Here is a 20,009-nt window from a genome sequence, read left to right on the forward strand (position 1 = left end):
TCTCCCTTTCTATAAAGCAGTTACTATGCTTTTTCCTTGTTTTTGAGTCACACCAAGTGCTACGTCACCTATCTCAGCTAAATGAGTACTGTGCGTAATTAAAATGATTTGACGTTTAAATTTCGTACTATACTCCTTCAAGAAATACGCCACATTTGGTGCGTATTCTTGACTCACGTGCTTTCCAACCTCATCTAAGAATAACGGTCCTCTTACACCACTAATTTCTCCAACAGCCAATCTGAGCGCTAAACTAACTACGTCTGCTACACCACCACCGCGATCATAATCAGGTGGCTTTAATCGCGTTCGTACATCTTCAGACTGTAACCAGTACTCTGCTACTGGCTGATTACCTTTTACGGCAATTTCAATTTCGAATCTGTAGTCTTTATCGAAAACAACTGTAAGAGCTGACGTAACAATTTCTTCTATACGACGTTTTGCTTGCTGCCTTGCATAATCACTTGTCTTTTGAAGAAGAATTTGTACTAAATCAAACTCCCCAAGTTGCTCCTCAGCTTTTGCTTTTCTTGCTTCTGCGCTTTTTTGCTGCTTAACTAACAAATCACGTTGACCGATTTTCATTTTCAATTTATCGCTTGCCTGACGGATATCCGCTCTTGCTTTTAGAAGCTCGTACATAAAAATAGCCTCCTTATACCTGCGGGATGAGTCGTTCTACATGCTCCAGGTTTTCTTTAACTGATGTGTCAAGCTTATTGATTTCTTCCTGGATCGTTTCAGGCGTTACCCCGTACTGCGCCATTTGTTCAGCGATTTCCGTTAATTGCTTTTCAGCTGAAGACTTTTCCGCCTCTGCTTGGATTTTTGCTGTTTCTGCTTTCTTTAAATTTGCTTTTGCAATTTCAATACGTTGTTTTAATTCCATTACTCATTTCCCCCTTCAAGTTGTTTTGATAGTAAATTTTGTAGCTCTGATTCAAGAAACTTCTTTTGATCTCTTAAACAGGCCAACACAGTTGGTCGAATAGCAAAATCAATACTCTTTTCTCCTATACTTTCTGATTCACTCACTAATAAATTCTCATTAAATTTTTTATAAAATAGTGAGACTTTTAAAACATTAGATGTATCGTCAAAAGCTTCAATAACCTCATTGATTTCCATTAATGAATTATTCAGCCTCTTAGCTGTTTGTAAAAACTCACTCATTTTTTCCGTATCAATCACCACTAATCACCCCTCAATGAGAATGTTCAAAAGACATCGGCGATTCGCATAGCGGACAAACTCCACCAGCCTCGTTCCATGTCTCTTCCAATTCCTTTGTGTAATTTTCAATGTCCTTTTCGTATAGTTCCAATGTGCTTGTACCATGACGTACTCTTTGATGCCAGATCATATAGTTTCGTAACAACTCTTTTAATTCAGCTAGATGAGTGACATTGTTCTCAGCATTTGCAATCTGTATTACCACTTCTCTCGGAACATTTAAACGTTCCACACGATTTGTCCAGCTCATGTAATAATTTTGTATACTCTGGTATTTTTGTAAGAGCGCACTCATTTGACTTAGCTGTGTAATACTTGTTTCACATTCTTGTAGTTGATCTGACGCATTACCAGGTACAGATAATCTTTCTACATCCTTACTTGTTTTTTCGTAGCCTTGTTTAACCACGCTATGTTGTACATAGAGTTTCTTTAACCCATCCGTTTTCTTTACTTCCTCTTCAATCACAGCTACATTAATGTTTTCAATTACAGTTAACCTCTCGACCTGTAATTGAGCTTCTTGTAATACTTGACTATACTTCTTATAGTTTTGTGATAAGATAGAAAGCATAGAATATATTTCTTCGGATTTAGTAGAATCTTGTAACAAGTTACTTACTTCTACTAATCCATCAAATTGTTTTAATGTTTCAATCAATGTCTTCTTGGCGGTGGACAGTGACTCGTATCTTTTTTGTAAGTCCAGTAGTTTCTGCAGACGCTGCTGGTCTTTTTCTGTTTGTTCAAGTATTTGTATAAGAACCGGTACTTTTGAAAGCCTTTCATCCTCAACAAAAGCTACACGGAATTTTTCAAACGCTATCTGTTGTTGAGTTTGTAGTAGCTGCAGTACCTCTTTCTTTTTATGCAATTCTTCTGCATGTTCCATCAAACTTTCAGCTGTTTTTAATTGCTGTACTTTATCATCCACATCCAAGTACTCGAGTAAGTTACCTGATAATCTCTCAATTTCTTTTTCAGCTAGTAACCTCTCTTGCCTTGCTGCGTATGTATCTTTTGAAACACTTTTTACTGCGAGATCGACAGCTTCTGTTCCTGCTAACTTACCTAGAACTTTCGCACCCGATGATGGTGTCTCACTTATTAAGAAAGGTGCTTCAAGCTGGAATGCAAAGTTTAAAGCAGTAACAAAATCCCCAAATGTTTGCTTTGTGATACCGAGCAATTGTTTTACTTCTTCCGGTACCTCTGACTTCTCAAATACACTTCCCGCATCTCCAGGATCCGTTTGGATTCTGTACGATGTTTTTCCTTTTCTACGGTGCTTTGAAATAATAATGCCGTTATCCATGTGAATCGCTACAGTAGCCTGTCCAACTGATTCGTTTACAAAAGCCTCACCTTGAGGTTCGTTAAATGCTACCCAGCGAACCGCTCGTATTATGGATGTTTTACCACTATCAGATGGTCCAGTAATTACATTTAGCCCATTTCCTAAATTGAAATGACTATTCGTATGTGACTGGAATCCTTCTACGAAAATCTCATTAATGTTGGCCAACACGTTCACTCCTTTCCGTTAGCTTTAACATGGTGTTTACCGCTTGTTCTTCTGAGCCATTCTTGAAGTAATTTTTACTTTCGCAACATACAGCTTTTACGTCTTTTGCTTTTACTAATCGAGTCGCATAAGTCACGTACCGTTGCATGTGTATCACCTCCTTTCAATGATTTAACTTACCTGTACTTCTGCTTTCTTTTTTCGTGTAACAGTTACTTTGACATTGAAATAGTGTTCATATACTTCCTTAAACACATCTTCAATTTTCCGGCTCCCGTAAGTTTCTTCCCCAATATACAAACCTGATTTCTTTTTCTTCATGCTTCTCAGTCCCCTACAGTTTTATCTACGTAATGAGGATAGTGTTCTAAAAATTTTTCTTTGGAAGGAAACCCCATCTCAAATGATTGTCTAATTTCTTTTTTACTGGCGTTTTGCAAGTAGATAGGTAAATAAAAATGTTCCATAGGGAACCCAAGTACTATCGCGATTTGAAAGGCTAGTTTTCCTCCTGGGTCGCGTCTACCAGTCTCTAAATCTGCAATATGCCCAGGAGTCACACCAACCTTATCCGCTAGATCCACCTGTGACATACGTTTTTTACCACGTAAATCTGCTAGCCAAGTCCTTTTCACATGTTCACCTCCAGACAACTTTTGATGTTTTTCATTATACTGGCGTTATGCAAGTAAGTAAAGTGGTATTTCAACTTTTTTATAAACCTCCATCCTCTTTTACTTGCAATATGCACGTATTTACCATTGTGTAATTGTACAATAAAGTGGTATCTTATAAGTATCAAAGCACATAAAACAAAAAACGTTTTATATATTTTTATAAAATTTATAAAAATAAAACTAAGAATAAATATAAAACAAGAATTTAACGGGGGTAAAAAGTATGGATATAGGAACTCAATTAAAATTCTTACGAAATAGACGCGGTTGGACAATGCAAGAAGTTGCAGATCGTATTGGTAAAAATGATTCTACGTATAGTGGATATGAGACAAATAAAAGAAAGCCAAACGCTGAGGTTCTTGTACAGTTAGCAGACATATTTGATACTACTACAGACTTCATCTTAGGAAGAACAGAAAATCCAAACGGTCTTAACTTTAATGTAAAAGACTTTTTAGATCAAGGCAGACTTCATTCTGATGGTGTAGAAATTACTGATGAGCAAGCTGAAATTGCTAATGTTCTATTAAGACAACTCCTACAAAGAAAGCAGCAATAAGTAAAAAAGGACTAGCCAGATGCTATTCCTTTTTTTGTTGCAATATAGTTGTAATTTGATTGTACTGCTCTTGTGTAATCTGTCCTTGCTTATAAAGTTCCCCCATCAGATAATTCATATCACAACTTATATTTTCAGCACCGAATAATTCCTCAATTAAACGTTTTGTTTCTTGTTTTGCAGTCTCTTTTTTCACCTTATTTCCTCCCCTTCATCCAATTAATTATTCAAAAATGTTAAAATAAAGAAAATGAATAACCCCTATAACGTACGAAATGCCACTGCACTCGAAAGTGTAGTGGCATTTCTCTTTTAACAGTTAGCCGATCGTCCCCGGATCCATCCTCATTTGTACAGGTTCTTTAACTTTTGCTTTGCTAAGTTCACTTGATACCGGTGATAACGTCAGCGCAAGAGCACAAACAACAACCAAACCAGCTAGAAATTTTTTCATTTTAACTATCCCCTTATTTTAAAATATCAAAAATTTTTATGTAAAATAAATTACCTTCTTTCAAAAATCGATGATACGCTTTCTGACGCAGCTCAGGATTTTCTATAGCAACAGCTAAGTATAGATCCTGAAAAGCTGTACGATTCTCAATTTTGTACAACATTTTAGCCGCTTCCTCATACTCATTGAAAGAAATTTTCAGCAGCGCTTGCTCAGCTTTATCATGGATATATTCCAATTTTACAGGAAAATTATGAATTGTACAACAAAACGAAAATGTATTTTCAACTAATTTACGCTTCAATAGCGACTTACTGTTTGTTATTTTATCCAATTCCTGTAGTGACTTTTCAAAATATTGAACGGATTTCTCCGCATCTTCGAAAACGTAGCTTTCCCCCAACACACTATATGCTGTAGCTTTTAACAAACGTGGGGCTTCTTGTACCCCCAGTACCTCAAACAGCAAACATCTTGCAGTTTCTACTTCATCCTGCATTAAATACGCGTATGCACATATTGCTTTTAATTCGGCATCAATTAACGTTTTTTCTAATCCTTGCGGCATTTCACATATTTTATCTTTAATCATATCATGCATCGTAGTAAATACGTTGTAAGCCCCCATGTCAAAATACCCATAGACACTTAATAAGTTTACTAAAACATTTACATTAACCTTATTTAAATTCACTTTTGCTCGAAGATTGTCTAGGCTCTTAAAAAATTCTTTTGAGCGTAGATTTCCAGATTGACGTTCCAAACCAACTTTTAAAATATCTTTATAGTTCTTTGTTACCGTATGTTTACACTTTCTTTCGAGCAATTCTTTTAATATATCTGTATATCCTGCTAAATACACGTAGTACATGGCTGTCCTAATGTCCGATTCTTTTTTCGTAGATTCCAAAAACTCTTGAACTGTTTTTATTTTTTCATTCTCGTTTTCCGTACTCACCAAAATTTTCATCAGTTTCGAAAAATTCATAGGCACCTGACCATTCATTGTTTTCCACAAATTTGACTGGGATAAACTTGTGATTTTAGAGAGTTTAGTAGGCGTTATATCTTTTTCTACCACAATGTTACTTAAGCTTGTACAATTCTGCACGACGGTCCCTCCCTTGAACTTAAGACACCCCCTCTGTTTTTCTCAATAGGAAAACATACCATCATGCTAACATGGACTAAGAAGTATGATATACTTGAAGTTGACTCATGGAAAGTTTTACCTACGCACGATAGGGTAAAACGTTACAGTGGTGTTGCCGCACTGCTGTAACGCTGTGGGTCTTTTTGCTCTTTTATTTTATTATTTTCATCTTATCATAAAATTTAGAACATTCGTTTTACTCTTCCCCTAAACCATATTGAGAAAGTTTTTTCTAAATCTTCCATAATTCCCACAAGAATATCTTACCACTAAACGAACTAACGTTCTAGTTTGTGTTCGGATTTTATCCAAAAAAATTATCAAATATTGCATTTAAGCCAAATTTATTGGTATTTATAGTTTAAAAATAATGCCTTATTTATAATATAGGCATGAACACATTTGGAGAAAATTTAAAAAAGTTTAGATCAAATCGTTCTTTAACACAAGCGGAACTTGGAGATATGGTCCAATTAAGTCGTAGTCAGGTTAGTAACTTAGAGACCAACTTTAACGAACCCGACTTAAAATCCTTAGATCGTATCGCCAATTTCTTTAACACATCGGTCGATGCACTTTTAGGAAGAAATATTCCGGAATCTGAAGAACAATTAAAAACCATTCTCGATGAGATCCAAACGGTTTTCGCAGGCCTGAATGAATCTCAACGAGAACAATTCTGTAAACAACTCCTTTTCTACACACAATTTCTAAATGAGAAAAAAGAGTTATTATGAATCGATTGTAGTAGAAAACTTTTCCATATTCAACGGTAAAGTTTCCCTGCAACTAAATCTATAAAAAGCAAGAGCTTTTGTTTGAAACAAGCTCCTGCTTTTTATTTATACGCATCTTTGTCGCTATTAGTATACCAGACAGATGTCCCACCATGACCACCTTGGTGTAGCCACATTTTACGAGGTACATGATTTTCTCCGAGTGCATCCCACCATTGCGCGAACTGCTTCGTCTTAACATTCCAATCATTTAAACCATGAACAACAAATACGCTTGCTTTTACATTTTTAGCATCTTTTACATAATTGCGTTTATCCCAAAAATCATTATAATTACCTGTTTTTCGGTCTTGTCCAGCCGTTAACTCTTTTATAACTTGTCCGCAAACTTCAGGATTTCCCCTTGTCAGTACTGCTTCTGCCATATTATCTGTATCTTCTCCTTGATATCCGCCTGGCGCAATTACTGCACCATTTGCACGATAATAATCATACCAACTACTAATTGCTGCGATTGGAATAATTGTTTTTAAACCTTCAACTCCAGTAGTCGCAACAGCATTTGGTAGTGTACCATTATAAGAAACTCCAGTCATACCTACATTTCCTGTAGACCAATTTGCCTGAACTTCCTCACCCTGTTCTGTAAATGCTTTCGCGCGACCGTTTACCCAATCAATAACAGACTTTGTACCGAGTATTTCTTGTTCATCTCCAGTTGTAGGGCATCCATCTGATTTTCCAGTACCGATACTTTCGCCTAGAATAACTGCATAACCTCTTGGCACGTAATAGTTCCCATACGAACCAAGATTAACCGCTCCATACGGTTTTCCTTCATACGCATACAATTCTTCATCTACATTATATACAGGAACATCTTTTAATCCAGATCGATATGGACTCATTTCATAAATAACAGGAACCTTCACATTCGGATCTGTCTTTGGACGCATAACTTTTGTCGATACTCTGTCTTTCTTACCGTCGCGATCACTATCAACTTCTGTCTCTACATATAAATTTTCGATAATGGCTTCATCGAGAGAATAAATCGGCTTTGTCATCCCATTTTCTAATTCAATTTTCGTATTTTTAGTCTCTTCTTTCTTCTCTGCATGCACATCCATAGTAAAGCTAGGTATAATTGTTGCAGATAGCATTGCTGACAGTGTAATTGCCATTTTCTTTTTACTCAAAATGTTCCCTCCCCTTATTCGTTCTCTTTTACTATATAACAAAATAACTGAAAATTCAGTTTTATTTTTATATAATAGTTGAGAAACTCAAAGATTTCTTATTAAGTAAAATTCAATACAGGTGTGAAAGTATTTTCCCACTCCCAGCTTCTATATAAAGTGAGCCCTCACCAATCGGGCGTTTACGGGCAGCGGGGCCCCCACCTAACTTCTTTGCTTCCGCTGAATTTTGAGTTTTGGGGTCTTACTGCCCGGCAAATAGCCGGAAAAATAGAGAAAAAGACAACCGATATTTCTATCGATTGTCTTACATTCCATTTATTATTTTTCTAACTCTTTAAAGGTATCTTTCAAGTCTTTATCAGATACTTTTATATCTGCATTTTTAAGCAGATCTCTAGTAACTTGTTGATGGAATTGAGGATCTTGTATACGTTGCTGTTCTAATTCTTTACGAATATTCTCTTTCTCTTCCTCATATGGTTTAAGCTCTTTTTTATCCGTTAGCTTAATAATATGATATCCGAAAGAAGATTTAACAGGTTCACTCAATTGACCAACTTCTAACTTATATGCAGCATCCTCAAATTCTTTCACCATCATACCTGGTCCAAATTCAGATAGTTCTCCACCTTTTTCTTTAGAACCTGGATCCTCTGAATATTGTTTAGCCAATGCCGCGAAATCTTCGCCACTATTTAATTTTTCTTTAATTTCTTTTGCTGTCTTTTCATCTTTCACTAAAATATGGCTAACTTGAAGCTTTGGCTTATAGTGATTTTTAATATCTTTTTCCGTTACGGTTGCTTTAATAGCTTTTTCAAAAGCGAAAGTAAGCTTTAATTTCTCTTTCAACTGATCTTCATTTTTCACACCATTAGATTCCATATATGTATTAAAATTATCGCCCATCTTGTCTTTTAATTCTTTCAGTTGTTTCGTTACCTCTTCATCCGTAACTTTATATTTATCATTTAATACTTTCTCTACTACCATTTCAGATAAATTCTGTTTACCATAGTTTTCTTTTAATTTTTTGTTAAAATCACTTTCTGAAATGCTTCCTGATTTTGTAGTTACAATATTATCTGATGAACCACATGCAGATAAAGATAACGTCATCCCCATTAAAATGCTACCAATTACTAATTTCTTTCTTTTCAAATCCGAATACCTCACTTCATTAAATTCAAATGTAACTATGTAAATATAACGTTTCCCTGTGAACTTCACGTGAATTTAATGAAAGTAGAACATTTGCTAATTCTCCATTTAATACATCAATTTTGAAAATTTTGGTGATTCATCCTGTATCGCTAACCTCTAAAGCTGCAAAAAGGACTAAATTTTCATTAGTCCTTTTTCACATTTATATAAAATTGAATTTCTCCATTTATAGAGGAAACTCCATATTCAAAACCATGTCTTTCTAAAATACTTTTCACTATCGCTAGTCCTAATCCTGTACCTGATTTTTCTTTACTACGAGAAGATTCTAGTACGTAAAAAGGCTCCCAAATTTTCTCGGTATCTTTAATTTTATCCGTATGAATGCCATTTTTTATTTGAAAATATATACTTTTATTTCTATCTTCTAAAGTAATTATTATGCTTTGATTTGCTGTATATTTTATTGCATTAGAAATTAAATTTTGAAATACCATTCTCATTTTATTTAAATCTGCATAAACGATTGTATCACCCGTATTACAGTTTACTTGTAAGTCAATTGCTTTCGAATCCAGGTCAATCTGATGCTTATCTAATATACTCTGGACCAGTGGTTCAATGGAGAATTCTTCTTTTTGTAAAATATCTCTTTCTAGTTTAGAAAATCGTAATAGTTCTTCAATTAAGTTTGATATTTGATCTGTTTGTTTAATAATTGTATCTACATAAGTCCCATCATCTAATCCATCTTTAATCCCCATAGAGTATGCTTTTACTAATGCGATCGGTGTCTTTAATTCATGCGTTACATCACCCATAAATCGTTTTAAATGTTCATTACGATCAGTTAAGTCTTGATGTGCCTCATGTAGTTTTTCACTCATGATATTAATACTATTGGCCAACTCTCCTATTTCATCATTCGTTTTCACTTTCGTTCTTTTAAACTGCAAATGTGAAATATCCTGAGCCACATCACTTAGCTCCTTAAGTGGCGTCGTTATTATTTTTGAAAGTATCCACACAAGTAAAATAATAAGAAGGAGCGAGAAACATACGATGTATAAGTAAAATGTATTTAACGTATTTATAATTTCATTTGAATTCGCAATGGAAGTCCCAATTAAAATTATCGTATCATCTTTCGCAATATATTTAGCAAAAAAACTCGCTTTTACCTTTCCTTGATCGTACAGTTTATTCGATTGCCCTTCCGTCTTCACTTTCATAACTTCGTCTTTCGTAATCCAAAGCTTATTTAAAGTTACTTTCTTTTTCGTAAGTTGCATGCGTAACGCTTCGTTCATAGCATCTTCTGACTGATTAATTGGCGTATACGCAATTGTAACGTTATTTTCACTTTCAATTGTATGAATAACATCCTCTATATTTTCCACTGTTGTATTTTGTATCTGTGTTGTAAATTTATTTAAGTTTTCACGTGTTTTATAAATATTATAGTTCGGTAAGAGATTGTTAATGAATAATAATGAAATCATAAAGATGAGAATAACAGTTGCAGAAATACTTAAAAATAACTTTTTCCCAAGTTTATTCACTTTGTTCCTCCAAACTATAGCCCAGCCCGCGATGCGTCTTAATAATATTTTCTCCAATTTTTTTACGCAGCCTTCTTACATGTGTATCAACCGTTCTCTCTTCTCCAAAATAGTCAAATCCCCATACAATATCTAGCAATTTTTTACGAGTTAAAATCGTTCCTTTATGATTTAAAAAGCATTTTATTAATTCGAGCTCTGTTTTTGTAATTTCTAACTCTATATCATTTTTATATACTTTATTTTTGGCGAAATTTATCTTTACATCTTGTACTTGAATAATATCATCATGCTGAATAAGCTTTTTCGCTCGCGTAATTAGTACTCCTGGATGAAATGGTTTTTTCACGTACTCATCTGCCCCGCTTTGAAGCGCAGCTAATTCATCTTCGCTTTCACTTTTCGCCGTAAGCATTAATACTTTCACGCTTGAATTCTTTTTTATTTCCTGACAGACAGTAATACCACTATGTTTCGGCATCATCCAATCCAAAATTGCTAAATCAATTTTTTCATCATAAAACATTTGAAGTGCTTCCTCTCCGTCTTTCGCTAATAAAACTTCGAAGCCTTCTTTTTCAAAATAAGCTTTTAAAATTCTTAACATATCTTGTTCGTCATCTGCAATTAAAACTTTCATATTTTTTCCTCCATTGCTTTTAAACAAAAACCAATTGTATCATACAACATCTTTGTTACATGAATGTGACAGAAAAATATTTAAAGCTTTTGAGGGGATAGTAATGGTGAGGTGTTGTATTATGATAAAAAAAATCGGGGTCATTTCTCTTCTTTTATTTCTATTATCAACAAATGCATTCGCAAATACAAATCAACAAATTGAAGTGTTTGATTGTCAAAAAGAAATGGTCATTCAAAAACAATCTTTAGATCCAATAGTCCAAAAAGAAGCAGTTCAATACGCTAAAGCAATTACTGGTCCATTTAAAAACTTAAATGTCGTTCCAAAAGATGGCTATATGATAAAAATCCCATTATCTAAGCCGGTTTCTATTACTAATCAATGGTTACACACTACAATAGACGAAGTACTTATACTGCTCCCACTAAATGAAAAGCCTTATATTATGCTTTATGATGATGAAAATAATCCGCATTTTTATTATGTAAAAGGTAAACCAGGATTATTATTGAAACAAATGAACGTTAAAACGTAATTGACTGAAAAGGAGTCACCTTATAAGCTAAATTTTAAAAGCTAAGGTGCTCTTTTTTATAATAACAATTTAGTAAATGAAATTATAAAAGTTGGTTTTTAATATAAGGATCGCAACTTCATATATCAGCGATTTTTAAGATATATCGATTTACCAACAAAAAACCTGTTCGTAGCTATTATTTGGATAGCAATCTCTATAATAGTTTGTAGTGACTCGATCCCTTATATAATCCCCCTTTTACAAATCCATTCGCAGTATAAAACACATCCCCTTGCTTCGTGTCAGTATGTAAAACAATCACTTCAAAATACTTTTCCGCATGACATAATAGTTGGTTTAATAATAAGTTCCCTAACCCTAAACGCCGATAATCCCTTGAAATATAAAATCTCCTTAACCGCCCAATCTTATTGTCTTTTGTGTACGGATCCTCATTTAAACCTCCAACTCCAATTAACATATCACCTTGAAAAATACCATATAAACATTCTCCAGTTTTATTGAATGTATTTATTTCGTTTTTATATTCACTTATTAGCCTTATAAGGAAATTAAAACCTTCTTCTTCACTGTCTTGAACGAGATGACTGAATTCATATCCCATTAAATTTTCTATTTGTTGAATATGTATATCTTTCAAGTCCATTCCCCCTAAGTACGAAAATATATAAAATGCTCGAGAATCATTTATTCTGAGCATTTTTATGGTTGTTACTTTATGTAATTTATAGCGTGCGTATTCTTCACTTCATATCTAAACCGATAATACAGTTGATTAATTTTATTATGAAAATATAAGAGCCTTGCTACAATCTAGTGTGTGATAAGGCTCTTTAAAGTTGTTTAAGTGTATACATTCACCATTTATAAATTCTCTCAAATATACTATAAGTTTATATATTTCTCATTCTTCTCTAACAGGTTCAAAATAAATTGTAATTTGTTAATCGATATGTTTGTGTAACCACTGTTCAAATATCTTTAACTGTTCTTCAGTATGAAAATAATGTTCACCTGTCTCCATAACTTCTAATTCACAACGATGTTTTTTTGTAAAATAGTTAATAGTTTCAAATTCGCACAGTTCATCCTTGGCTCCGTACATAATATATGTATCTATATTCCATATATTAATAGGATGTTCTTTTACATAGCATAATAATCCCAATATAACTTTTGACCAATAGGTGTCTCTATAGTCATTTCTTTTTGCAAAAGCTCTGGTGTTACATTAAACCATTTCATCATATTTTCGATAATTCGTTCCATATTAACTACTGGTGATAAAAATAATGCCTTTTCTACCACATCATTTTGATAAGCTAAAAGGCTAAAATACGCTCCCATACTACATGCAAACACGTTTATTTCTTTCCAATGTTCTTTTGCATAATTCATAATTATAGATAATTCACTAACACAAATCTGTACTTTGCAAGGAGTATTATCATCTTTTCTTTCTCCATGCTCAGGTAAATCAAAGCTTAATACTTGATAACCTTTTTGTTTGGCTTCTTCAGCTAATATTTGAATAATTGTATCTTCCTTATTTGACATATTTCCATGTACTGCAATAAAAATTTTATCACTCTTATCTCCCCATAAAACCGCAGGAATATTACTAATTTTAAAATTATTTTTAATCATATTCCCTCCATAAACTAAGACATATAGGACTTGGCAAAAAACGCACACACTTTATTTACCTCTGTACAGCAGGTAATATCCCCTTCAACTCCATTAAATCATCTATTACTACATCAGCCTGAGCAAGTTCATCTTCTTGCGCAAAATCAAAATTACACCCAATTGCAAGTAAACCGTTGTCTTTCGCTGCATTTATATCAGATAGCCGGTCACCAACTACCGCTGCCTCTTTTATATCATATTTGTTCATAATACTTTTAACTAAGTCACCTTTATTTAGCGATTGTATTTGTTCAATACTAAACGTTTCAATCACCCACTTGTCTAAAGCATAATAAGTTACGATTGCTCGTAAATATTCTTTCAAACCATTACTAGCAATGTAAATGGAACAATTATTTTCTTTTATATATGTAAATATTTCTTTTACATTTGGATATAAAGCGCCTTTTCCGCTTTTTATGTTTTCAATAAGTCTATCTAAAAAATATGCATCTGTTTGTTCTCTTATTTCAATAGAATGGTCTGGTAATAAAGCTTCCCAAACTTTCGGTAACGGCACACCCATAATTTCTCTATATTTATCAATTGGTGTTACTGTATCCCATAATTGTAATGATCTTAAGTGATCAAAAGTATCATCTAATGATAATTCTAAAATTTTATCTGTTTGAAATAACGTACCATCCATATCAAAAATTAATGCTTGTAACATCCCATTCTCTCCTTTTGAACTATAGTACAGTTTTACTCGTTATATTTTTAAGCATCTCAATAATAATTTCTGAGCAATAATTCGCAGCAGTTTTCGCGAAGTCATCATAAGAAATTTGAGCTTCATCATCTGCGCTGTCAGAAATACATCTTATAATGAGAAACGGTATATCATTTATATAGGCAACATGTCCAATTGCTGCCCCTTCCATTTCTGTACAATGAGGTGCGTATTCGTCTATTAATTTCGCCTTTAACTTTGAATCTTCAACAAAACATTCACCGCTGACAATTCTTCCTTCATGAACTGCACTCTGTAAACTACTACTAATACAAGCTTTACGTGCTAACTCTACCAATTCCTTACTTGCAATAAATTCCTCTTGGAACGGAAATAAGTTTTTCATTTGAGTTTTACTTACATCATGATGAGTAACATTCGTTGAAATAACTATATCGCCGACTTTTACATCTGAATGTAATCCGCCAGCAACGCCCGTATTAATGATAGAGTCTACATCAAATTTATGAATTAATGTTTGCGCGCATGCAGCTGCATTTACTTTCCCTACACCAGAACGTGTAATAATTACTTCTATTCCCATGAATTCTCCAATATAAAAAGGCATTCCCGCTATTGTCTGTTCCTCTTGTATAACTAGTTTTTCTAAAAGTAAATCTATTTCAATTTGCATTGCTCCAATAATGCCGATTCTGTTCATGTATGTAGTCTCCTCTTTATTTATAAGTCGGCCAATATATTATGTAATACACCATAATTTTCAGCTATCCAATTCATTTCATCTGCAAAGCGTGAAGGTGGTACACTATGCTGATCCATATTGGCATGGATCCACCAAGTACTCTCCATGTACCAAAGCATTTGAATTGCCCGAACAATATTCCCTACTGGAAAGTCTACTTCATTTCGGTACCCTTCTAAAAATGATGCAACAAGACTCTTATTTAATACTCCGTCACTTAATGCGCACGATATAACTACACGGCCAATATCTAACTCTACATAATCGTAATCCATGCGATCAAAATCAAGAATCGCTGATACTTTATCATTAAGAAACAAGAAATTATCTACCCATAAATCACGGTGCACCCATCCCCGTTGGCTATTATGAAATTGTTCTGTATTTACCAATTGTGTTGCTTCTTGCTGTAATTTTATATAAGAGAGAATGTGCTCTTTTCCTAGCTTCTCTACTTCTCTCATTTTTTCTTCCCAATGTTTCAATCTCGCCTCTTTAGTAGGTGGAACAAATTTAGGATTTTCTCCTTTTATTAAAGAGCCATCATTTAACAAGTTATGCATATAACCTATCGTCTGACCAAGAGAGTGAATTTCCTTTTGATTCACTTTTCCTGGTGAAACTAAGCTACCTTCCTTATGTTCTAATACTATAAATCTTTCATCACTTTTTGATATATGCATTACATTATTTTTATAAATTAATACCCTTGGACAACTTACACCATTATTATGTAATCTTTGCTGTTGTTGTAATGCTTGTATTAAAAGGTCTGAGTTATACATTTTGTACCGTTCTTGATTATATTGCTTTAATACAAAATCCCCTGCATCCGTTTCGAGTTTCCACTTCAAATTTAGCCAACCACGATGAATAGGTATTGCATTTCGAATTTTAAATTCAAATAAAGTTTCACATTCTACTTTCAGCTCTTGAAAAATCATTGTAGCTTTTTCATTAGATAACGGCTCTATCATCTTACTTGTCCTTTCTTAGCTTGGCATTCCTTTCACTCTCTCTAACATAACCGACAATAAAAATTTCGGAAGTACAAGTTGCCTCTTCAATCTTTTCGGCTGTGAGAGTAACCTATACAGCCATTCAGTTCCAGTATCCCTCATCATTTTCGGTGCTCTTTTTACAGTACCAGATACTATATCAATCATGCCTCCGATACCAATAGATAGCGGAACGTTTAATGTTTGTATGTTTTCATAGATGAACTCTTCTTGTTTTGGTGAACCTAGTCCTACGAGTAGTAAATGCGGCTTGAATTGCTTAATTTTTATTTTTATTTTTTCTATTTCTTCACCATTTACAAATCCATGCTGTCCTTTAAACTGTGCTCCTGGGAACTGCTCATTTAATTTTTCTAATGCCTTTTTATTACTTTCTGGAGCGGCTCCAAAAAGAAAGACACGATATTCATTGTCGTTACAATATTTTATTAAATCGTGAGTTAAATCCGCCCCAGTAACACGTTCTTTCAAAGTTCCTTTTAATATTTTCGAGCCAATTATGACACCAATCCCGTCCGCTGTTATTAAATCCGCAGATAGTAACATCTTTTTAAACTGCTTTGATTTTTCCGTATTTTCCTTTGCAGACATAACAATTTCAGGATTTGCAGTTACTACAAACCTTGGTTTCTCTTGTTGTTCATGTATCCAACCTTTTAATAAACTTATAGCTTTTGCATATTCTAAAGTTGAAAAAGGTATACCTTTTATAAACTGTTGATCCACTATACTCTCCCCTTACATAAGCTGCAAATATTCATCAATGTCTTTAGAAATTTGAATAAAAGCCTTATTCCAAAATTCATAATTTCTTATATCTATTTCAAAATATTTTTTCATAAGCTCCTCTACTGGAGCCTTTCCTGTTTCTCTTAAAAACTCTTTATATTTTGGATGAAAAGTACTTTTACTTTCTTGAGCTATTTCTAATAAACTAAAACTTACTAAATATCCAAATGTGTATGGATAATTGTAAAAAGGAACATCTGCTATATAAAATTGAATATATTTCATCCATACAAACGGCTGGTATTCACTTAAAGAATTTCCATATGCTTCTTTTTGTGCCATTATAGATAATTTCTCAATTTCATCAGCACTTAATGGACCCTCTTTACATTTTTCATAAAATGTTTTTTCAAACTGATACGATGCTCGTATTGCCATTACATAATTAAAACTATTTCTTATTTTCCAGCTAAGCAATGCCTTTTTCATATCTTTACTATCAGTTGTTTCAATTAGATAATTTAAGAGTACCGTTTCAAAGAAAATAGATGCTGATTCAGCCGTACTCATCGGCAAATAATCATCTAAAAAAGATGTAGATTGTTCAAAACTCATATTATAAAAATGCCAAGCATGTCCTAATTCATGAGCGAGCACTCTTACACTATCTATACTCCCATCATAACGCATGGAGATTCTCGATTCTTTCTCACTGAAAAATGGAGCACAAAACCCACCTGGTGGTTTATTCTCTCTCGGTTCAGCATTTATCCATCCACTTTCTATCGCATTACGTGCAAATACTGCTAATTCTTCATCAATATTCTTACATGCATCATAAACGTTTTGTACTGCTACTGAAAAAGGAATAGTAACCTCATTACTTTCCTTTACTGTCATAAGTTCATGCCATGTAATCGAAGCTTTCCCTTTCTTATACACGCTTAAAGCACTTACTAATTTATCAAGGTTTTCTTCTGTCACATTCCACATTTGTAATAATACAGTTTCTGAAATGCCATTCGCATGAAAAGATTGTGTTAAAATCTCTCTATCTTCTATTTCATTACTCTTTATATTACGTAATCTCCCTATTTGATTTAATACAGTAGCAAAGATTTCTTTTTCTTTATTTAATGCATTTGTAAGTAACTCGAATAATTCTAATCTTTCCTTTTCATTATCACTATTCATTGCAATGTTATTTGCTTGTCCAAATGATAATTGTTTGTTATTGCGCGCTATTTCTATCCTATCCCGTAATTGTATGTACATATTTTCCCACGCATTAAGTTCATCTTTTATTAACTTAGTATTATCTGAAGTTTCCACTTCATTATGTTTTATTACTTGCTGTACTTCACTTTTTAGTTCCTTCACTTTCACAGTCAATTTAGTAAGGTCAGATGAAACACTTTCTTCAACCGATTGACAGTACAAATAGTATTCTGCTTTTTCAATAACTTGTATAAGCTTTGAAAGAATCTCTACATCTTTTGTTACAAAATATTGCTCTTTCAACTCCAAAATCGGAAATAGAATATCCTCATTCAAATACAGTCGATTTAAATCCCATCTAGCAATTTCTTGCATTTTTATAGCCGCCTCCTATTTTTACAAATAGTTACAGATATTTCTCCCTACACAATTATATATGAAATGACAAAATTTCGATATCATTAAATATTCAGATTCCTATAAATACATTCTTATTTATACTCTTTTCTTCTACCATTAAGTATCATTCCACATATAAAAAATACTCCCTCTACAAGATTGCATTTGATATAGGAAAACTTCAAAGGTTTTATCTTCATCAATACCATAACGACCGATTATCACAGATTAAAAAATAAAAAAGGATTGATCAAAAGATCAATCCTTTACTCTACTTCATTTAAGAAAAATAACGTTATAACGCCAGGTCCTGTATGTGCTCCGATTGCTGCACCAATTGTATTTACGATAAATACTTCACAGCCAAATCTTTCCGTAATTAATGCTTTTAATGCTTCAGCTGTTTCTAAATCGTCACCGTGAGTCATACCGATTGTTTGACCTTTAAGGTCTTTACCACGCTCTTCCATAATATCAACAATACGGCTTAATACTTTCTTTTTTCCTCGTACCTTTTCAAGTGGTACAAGTTTTCCTTCTTCCACGTTTAAGATCGGCTTAATGTTTAGTAAACCACCGATAAAACCAGCTACTTTACTTAAACGTCCACCTCTAACAAGGTACTGTAAGTCAGCTACAGTGAAGATGTGCTCCATATGGTTCATTAGAAAAGCGACACGGTTTAAAATATCTTCTTTTGATGCGCCATCTTTTGCCATTTTAGCAGCTTCTAAAACGACAAGACCTTGACCAAGCGAAGCACATTTCGTATCAATAATTTCTAAATCTAAATCTACATATGTTTCTTTTACTTCCTCTTTAATGACAACTGATGATTGATATGTACCAGACAGTTCAGATGAAAAAGCTAAATATATACAAGGATTACCTTCTTTTGCATAAGAAACAAATTTTTCTTGGAAAGTTTCAAGTGAAGGCAATGACGTTCTATAAACAGCGCCTTCTCTCATTTTTTGCAATAATGTAACTGACTCTAATGTTACTCCATCTAAATACTCTGTTTCTGCTTCATCATATACACGGAGTGGAATTAAATCAATATCATATGCTTGCAGCAATTCTACTGGTAAATCCGCCGCACTATCCGTAATGATTTTAACACCCATTTTTAAACCTCTATTCTGTTATAAATATAAAATAATAAAATAAAAATAGTACTTTTAAATTATATACGTAAAACTTAAATGAAGAAAGGAAAACACTTTATATTGTATGCACTATTCTTCAAAACTTGAACTATTAATGAAAATGATTCTATTTTAAACACCTTTTTCTTATTATTTTTCTATAACACGAATAATTTTATAAGTATTTTGTATCATTATATTTTGATTCTTTATCTTAATATAATCTTTTCAAATTCATACTGTTTAAAATTTAAAAGCCAAATCCAATAAAGGAAATGGCTTTTAAATTTTCATAAAATAACCAAAATTTATTTTCCATCACATTGTTCTCATTATTATTTTGGCGATGTTAAATATTAGTCCAGTTATGATTAATATTTATAGCCTGTACTATAATTAAAACAGTGAATATTCACCTGTAAGAATCACTAGATAAAAAACAAGTTAAACATTTTATAAAATATTTAATTTTACTAGTAAAGCTAATAAAATTTGGAGAAGAATTTGAACATTTACTGCTATGTCTGTATCCGTAGTCGTAACTGTAACATTTCTAGAATTTCTAATAACAGTTTCTTGTTTATTAATTTGTTTAATAGATGATTTTTGAAACAATTCTTGTGCTACACGGTCAGCTTTTTCACTGTCTGCTATAGAAACACTTATTATAACCACAATAGCTGCTTGTAATGCTGCTTGAATAGATAAAGCAGCTTTTGTATCTGTAGTAGTAACTTCTACATCTGCTGAATCTACAATTGTAATAGATTCTTCAGAAATTTGGTACGTTTTACTTTCTTGCGCAGCTGCTTCTGAAACGCTAGCATTTTTAAAAGACGGATGAGGATTTGAGGAATCTAATGCACTCCACTTTTTATTTTCATCTGAATGACATGTTTTGTCCATACGTTCACCCCC

Annotated in this window: 24 protein-coding genes and 2 pseudogenes; 3 read left to right on the forward strand and 23 right to left on the reverse strand. The window is 33.2% G+C overall.

What is annotated here, in order from left to right:
• Positions 1–9: 9 nt before the first annotated feature.
• From DN400_RS07535 to DN400_RS07555, 7 genes are read right to left on the reverse strand one after another with little or no spacing between them, the layout of a single operon-like run.
• On the reverse strand, positions 10–645 hold the full coding sequence (locus DN400_RS07535) for a chromosome partitioning protein ParA (protein ID WP_147801613.1): 636 nt from the start codon (positions 643–645) through the stop codon (positions 10–12).
• Between the two features lie 13 nt (positions 646–658).
• Positions 659–892: a hypothetical protein gene (locus DN400_RS07540; RefSeq protein WP_000421150.1), complete on the reverse strand. Its 234-nt coding sequence runs from the start codon at positions 890–892 to the stop codon at positions 659–661.
• Entirely contained in the window at positions 892–1,194 is a 303-nt protein-coding gene (locus DN400_RS07545; RefSeq protein WP_098292430.1) for a hypothetical protein, read from the reverse strand. The genes DN400_RS07540 and DN400_RS07545 overlap by 1 nt, the downstream gene beginning before the upstream one ends.
• A 13-nt stretch (positions 1,195–1,207) precedes the next feature.
• A complete protein-coding gene (locus DN400_RS07550) occupies positions 1,208–2,764 on the reverse strand; it encodes an AAA family ATPase (RefSeq protein ID WP_147801614.1) in 1,557 nt (518 codons plus the stop codon).
• Positions 2,748–2,909: a hypothetical protein gene (locus tag DN400_RS29335; protein ID WP_001190219.1), complete on the reverse strand. Its 162-nt coding sequence runs from the start codon at positions 2,907–2,909 to the stop codon at positions 2,748–2,750. The genes DN400_RS07550 and DN400_RS29335 overlap by 17 nt, the downstream gene beginning before the upstream one ends.
• Before the next feature lie 23 nt (positions 2,910–2,932).
• Entirely contained in the window at positions 2,933–3,082 is a 150-nt protein-coding gene (locus tag DN400_RS29340) for a hypothetical protein (RefSeq protein WP_179953502.1), read from the reverse strand.
• Between the two features lie 5 nt (positions 3,083–3,087).
• On the reverse strand, positions 3,088–3,396 hold the full coding sequence (locus tag DN400_RS07555) for a helix-turn-helix transcriptional regulator (RefSeq protein WP_147801615.1): 309 nt from the start codon (positions 3,394–3,396) through the stop codon (positions 3,088–3,090).
• 265 nt (positions 3,397–3,661) lie between these two features.
• Here DN400_RS07555 and DN400_RS07560 point away from each other — a divergent pair, with 265 nt between their 5' ends.
• Positions 3,662–4,000 (forward strand): helix-turn-helix domain-containing protein, encoded by a 339-nt coding sequence (locus DN400_RS07560; protein ID WP_000351123.1) that lies wholly within the window; start codon positions 3,662–3,664, stop codon positions 3,998–4,000.
• Between the two features lie 22 nt (positions 4,001–4,022).
• On the opposite strand, the gene DN400_RS29345 is transcribed toward DN400_RS07560, so the two are convergent.
• The 3 genes from DN400_RS29345 to DN400_RS07565 form a co-directional block, all read right to left on the reverse strand.
• Positions 4,023–4,196: a hypothetical protein gene (locus DN400_RS29345; RefSeq protein WP_098655387.1), complete on the reverse strand. Its 174-nt coding sequence runs from the start codon at positions 4,194–4,196 to the stop codon at positions 4,023–4,025.
• Between the two features lie 123 nt (positions 4,197–4,319).
• Complete coding sequence (locus DN400_RS29790; protein WP_098655388.1) at positions 4,320–4,454, reverse strand: hypothetical protein; 135 nt, start codon at positions 4,452–4,454, stop codon at positions 4,320–4,322.
• Positions 4,455–4,467: 13 nt separating this feature from the next.
• Complete coding sequence (locus DN400_RS07565; protein WP_147801616.1) at positions 4,468–5,565, reverse strand: AimR family lysis-lysogeny pheromone receptor; 1,098 nt, start codon at positions 5,563–5,565, stop codon at positions 4,468–4,470.
• A gap of 434 nt (positions 5,566–5,999) precedes the next feature.
• Here DN400_RS07565 and DN400_RS07570 point away from each other — a divergent pair, with 434 nt between their 5' ends.
• Positions 6,000–6,344, forward strand: a complete 345-nt coding sequence (locus tag DN400_RS07570; RefSeq protein ID WP_033699282.1) for a helix-turn-helix domain-containing protein — start codon at positions 6,000–6,002, stop codon at positions 6,342–6,344.
• Positions 6,345–6,484: 140 nt separating this feature from the next.
• Here DN400_RS07570 and DN400_RS07575 read toward each other — a convergent pair.
• The 4 genes and pseudogenes from DN400_RS07575 to DN400_RS07590 form a co-directional block, all read right to left on the reverse strand.
• A pseudogene (locus DN400_RS07575) lies at positions 6,485–7,543 on the reverse strand (CocE/NonD family hydrolase); the annotation flags it as partial.
• 321 nt (positions 7,544–7,864) lie between these two features.
• Entirely contained in the window at positions 7,865–8,707 is an 843-nt protein-coding gene (locus DN400_RS07580) for a peptidylprolyl isomerase PrsA (protein WP_061660947.1), read from the reverse strand.
• Between the two features lie 188 nt (positions 8,708–8,895).
• The gene (locus DN400_RS07585; RefSeq protein WP_065228980.1) at positions 8,896–10,272 is read right to left on the reverse strand and encodes a sensor histidine kinase; all 1,377 of its coding nucleotides are present in this window, start codon (positions 10,270–10,272) and stop codon (positions 8,896–8,898) included.
• Positions 10,265–10,912: a response regulator transcription factor gene (locus tag DN400_RS07590; RefSeq protein ID WP_000865984.1), complete on the reverse strand. Its 648-nt coding sequence runs from the start codon at positions 10,910–10,912 to the stop codon at positions 10,265–10,267. The genes DN400_RS07585 and DN400_RS07590 overlap by 8 nt, the downstream gene beginning before the upstream one ends.
• A gap of 121 nt (positions 10,913–11,033) precedes the next feature.
• On the opposite strand from DN400_RS07590, the gene DN400_RS07595 reads away from it, so the two are divergent.
• Complete coding sequence (locus DN400_RS07595) at positions 11,034–11,450, forward strand: hypothetical protein (RefSeq protein WP_000591761.1); 417 nt, start codon at positions 11,034–11,036, stop codon at positions 11,448–11,450.
• 196 nt (positions 11,451–11,646) lie between these two features.
• Here the strand turns inward: DN400_RS07595 and DN400_RS07600 are convergent, their stop codons facing one another.
• The 9 genes and pseudogenes from DN400_RS07600 to DN400_RS07640 all read right to left on the reverse strand — a co-directional run bounded on the left by DN400_RS07600 (position 11,647) and on the right by DN400_RS07640 (position 19,997).
• On the reverse strand, positions 11,647–12,093 hold the full coding sequence (locus DN400_RS07600; RefSeq protein ID WP_000651687.1) for a GNAT family N-acetyltransferase: 447 nt from the start codon (positions 12,091–12,093) through the stop codon (positions 11,647–11,649).
• A 303-nt stretch (positions 12,094–12,396) separates the two neighbouring features.
• Positions 12,397–13,100, reverse strand: a pseudogene (locus tag DN400_RS07605) (alpha/beta hydrolase).
• Between the two features lie 55 nt (positions 13,101–13,155).
• Entirely contained in the window at positions 13,156–13,815 is a 660-nt protein-coding gene (locus DN400_RS07610) for an HAD family hydrolase (RefSeq protein ID WP_000938413.1), read from the reverse strand.
• A gap of 19 nt (positions 13,816–13,834) precedes the next feature.
• Positions 13,835–14,536, reverse strand: a complete 702-nt coding sequence (locus DN400_RS07615) for a 5'-methylthioadenosine/adenosylhomocysteine nucleosidase (RefSeq protein ID WP_147801617.1) — start codon at positions 14,534–14,536, stop codon at positions 13,835–13,837.
• Positions 14,537–14,556: 20 nt separating this feature from the next.
• Entirely contained in the window at positions 14,557–15,555 is a 999-nt protein-coding gene (locus tag DN400_RS07620; protein ID WP_000572384.1) for a phosphotransferase, read from the reverse strand.
• Between the two features lie 15 nt (positions 15,556–15,570).
• Positions 15,571–16,323: a WecB/TagA/CpsF family glycosyltransferase gene (locus tag DN400_RS07625; RefSeq protein ID WP_000372650.1), complete on the reverse strand. Its 753-nt coding sequence runs from the start codon at positions 16,321–16,323 to the stop codon at positions 15,571–15,573.
• A 12-nt stretch (positions 16,324–16,335) separates the two neighbouring features.
• Entirely contained in the window at positions 16,336–17,919 is a 1,584-nt protein-coding gene (locus DN400_RS07630; protein ID WP_147801618.1) for a M3 family metallopeptidase, read from the reverse strand.
• Between the two features lie 290 nt (positions 17,920–18,209).
• Positions 18,210–19,070, reverse strand: a complete 861-nt coding sequence (locus DN400_RS07635) for a DegV family protein (protein ID WP_000538280.1) — start codon at positions 19,068–19,070, stop codon at positions 18,210–18,212.
• Positions 19,071–19,544: 474 nt separating this feature from the next.
• Positions 19,545–19,997 (reverse strand): spore coat protein, encoded by a 453-nt coding sequence (locus DN400_RS07640; protein WP_000361677.1) that lies wholly within the window; start codon positions 19,995–19,997, stop codon positions 19,545–19,547.
• Positions 19,998–20,009 lie beyond the last annotated feature (12 nt).

Source organism: Bacillus sp. AR8-1 (assembly GCF_008042345.1).
GTDB lineage: Bacteria > Bacillota > Bacilli > Bacillales > Bacillaceae_G > Bacillus_A > Bacillus_A cereus.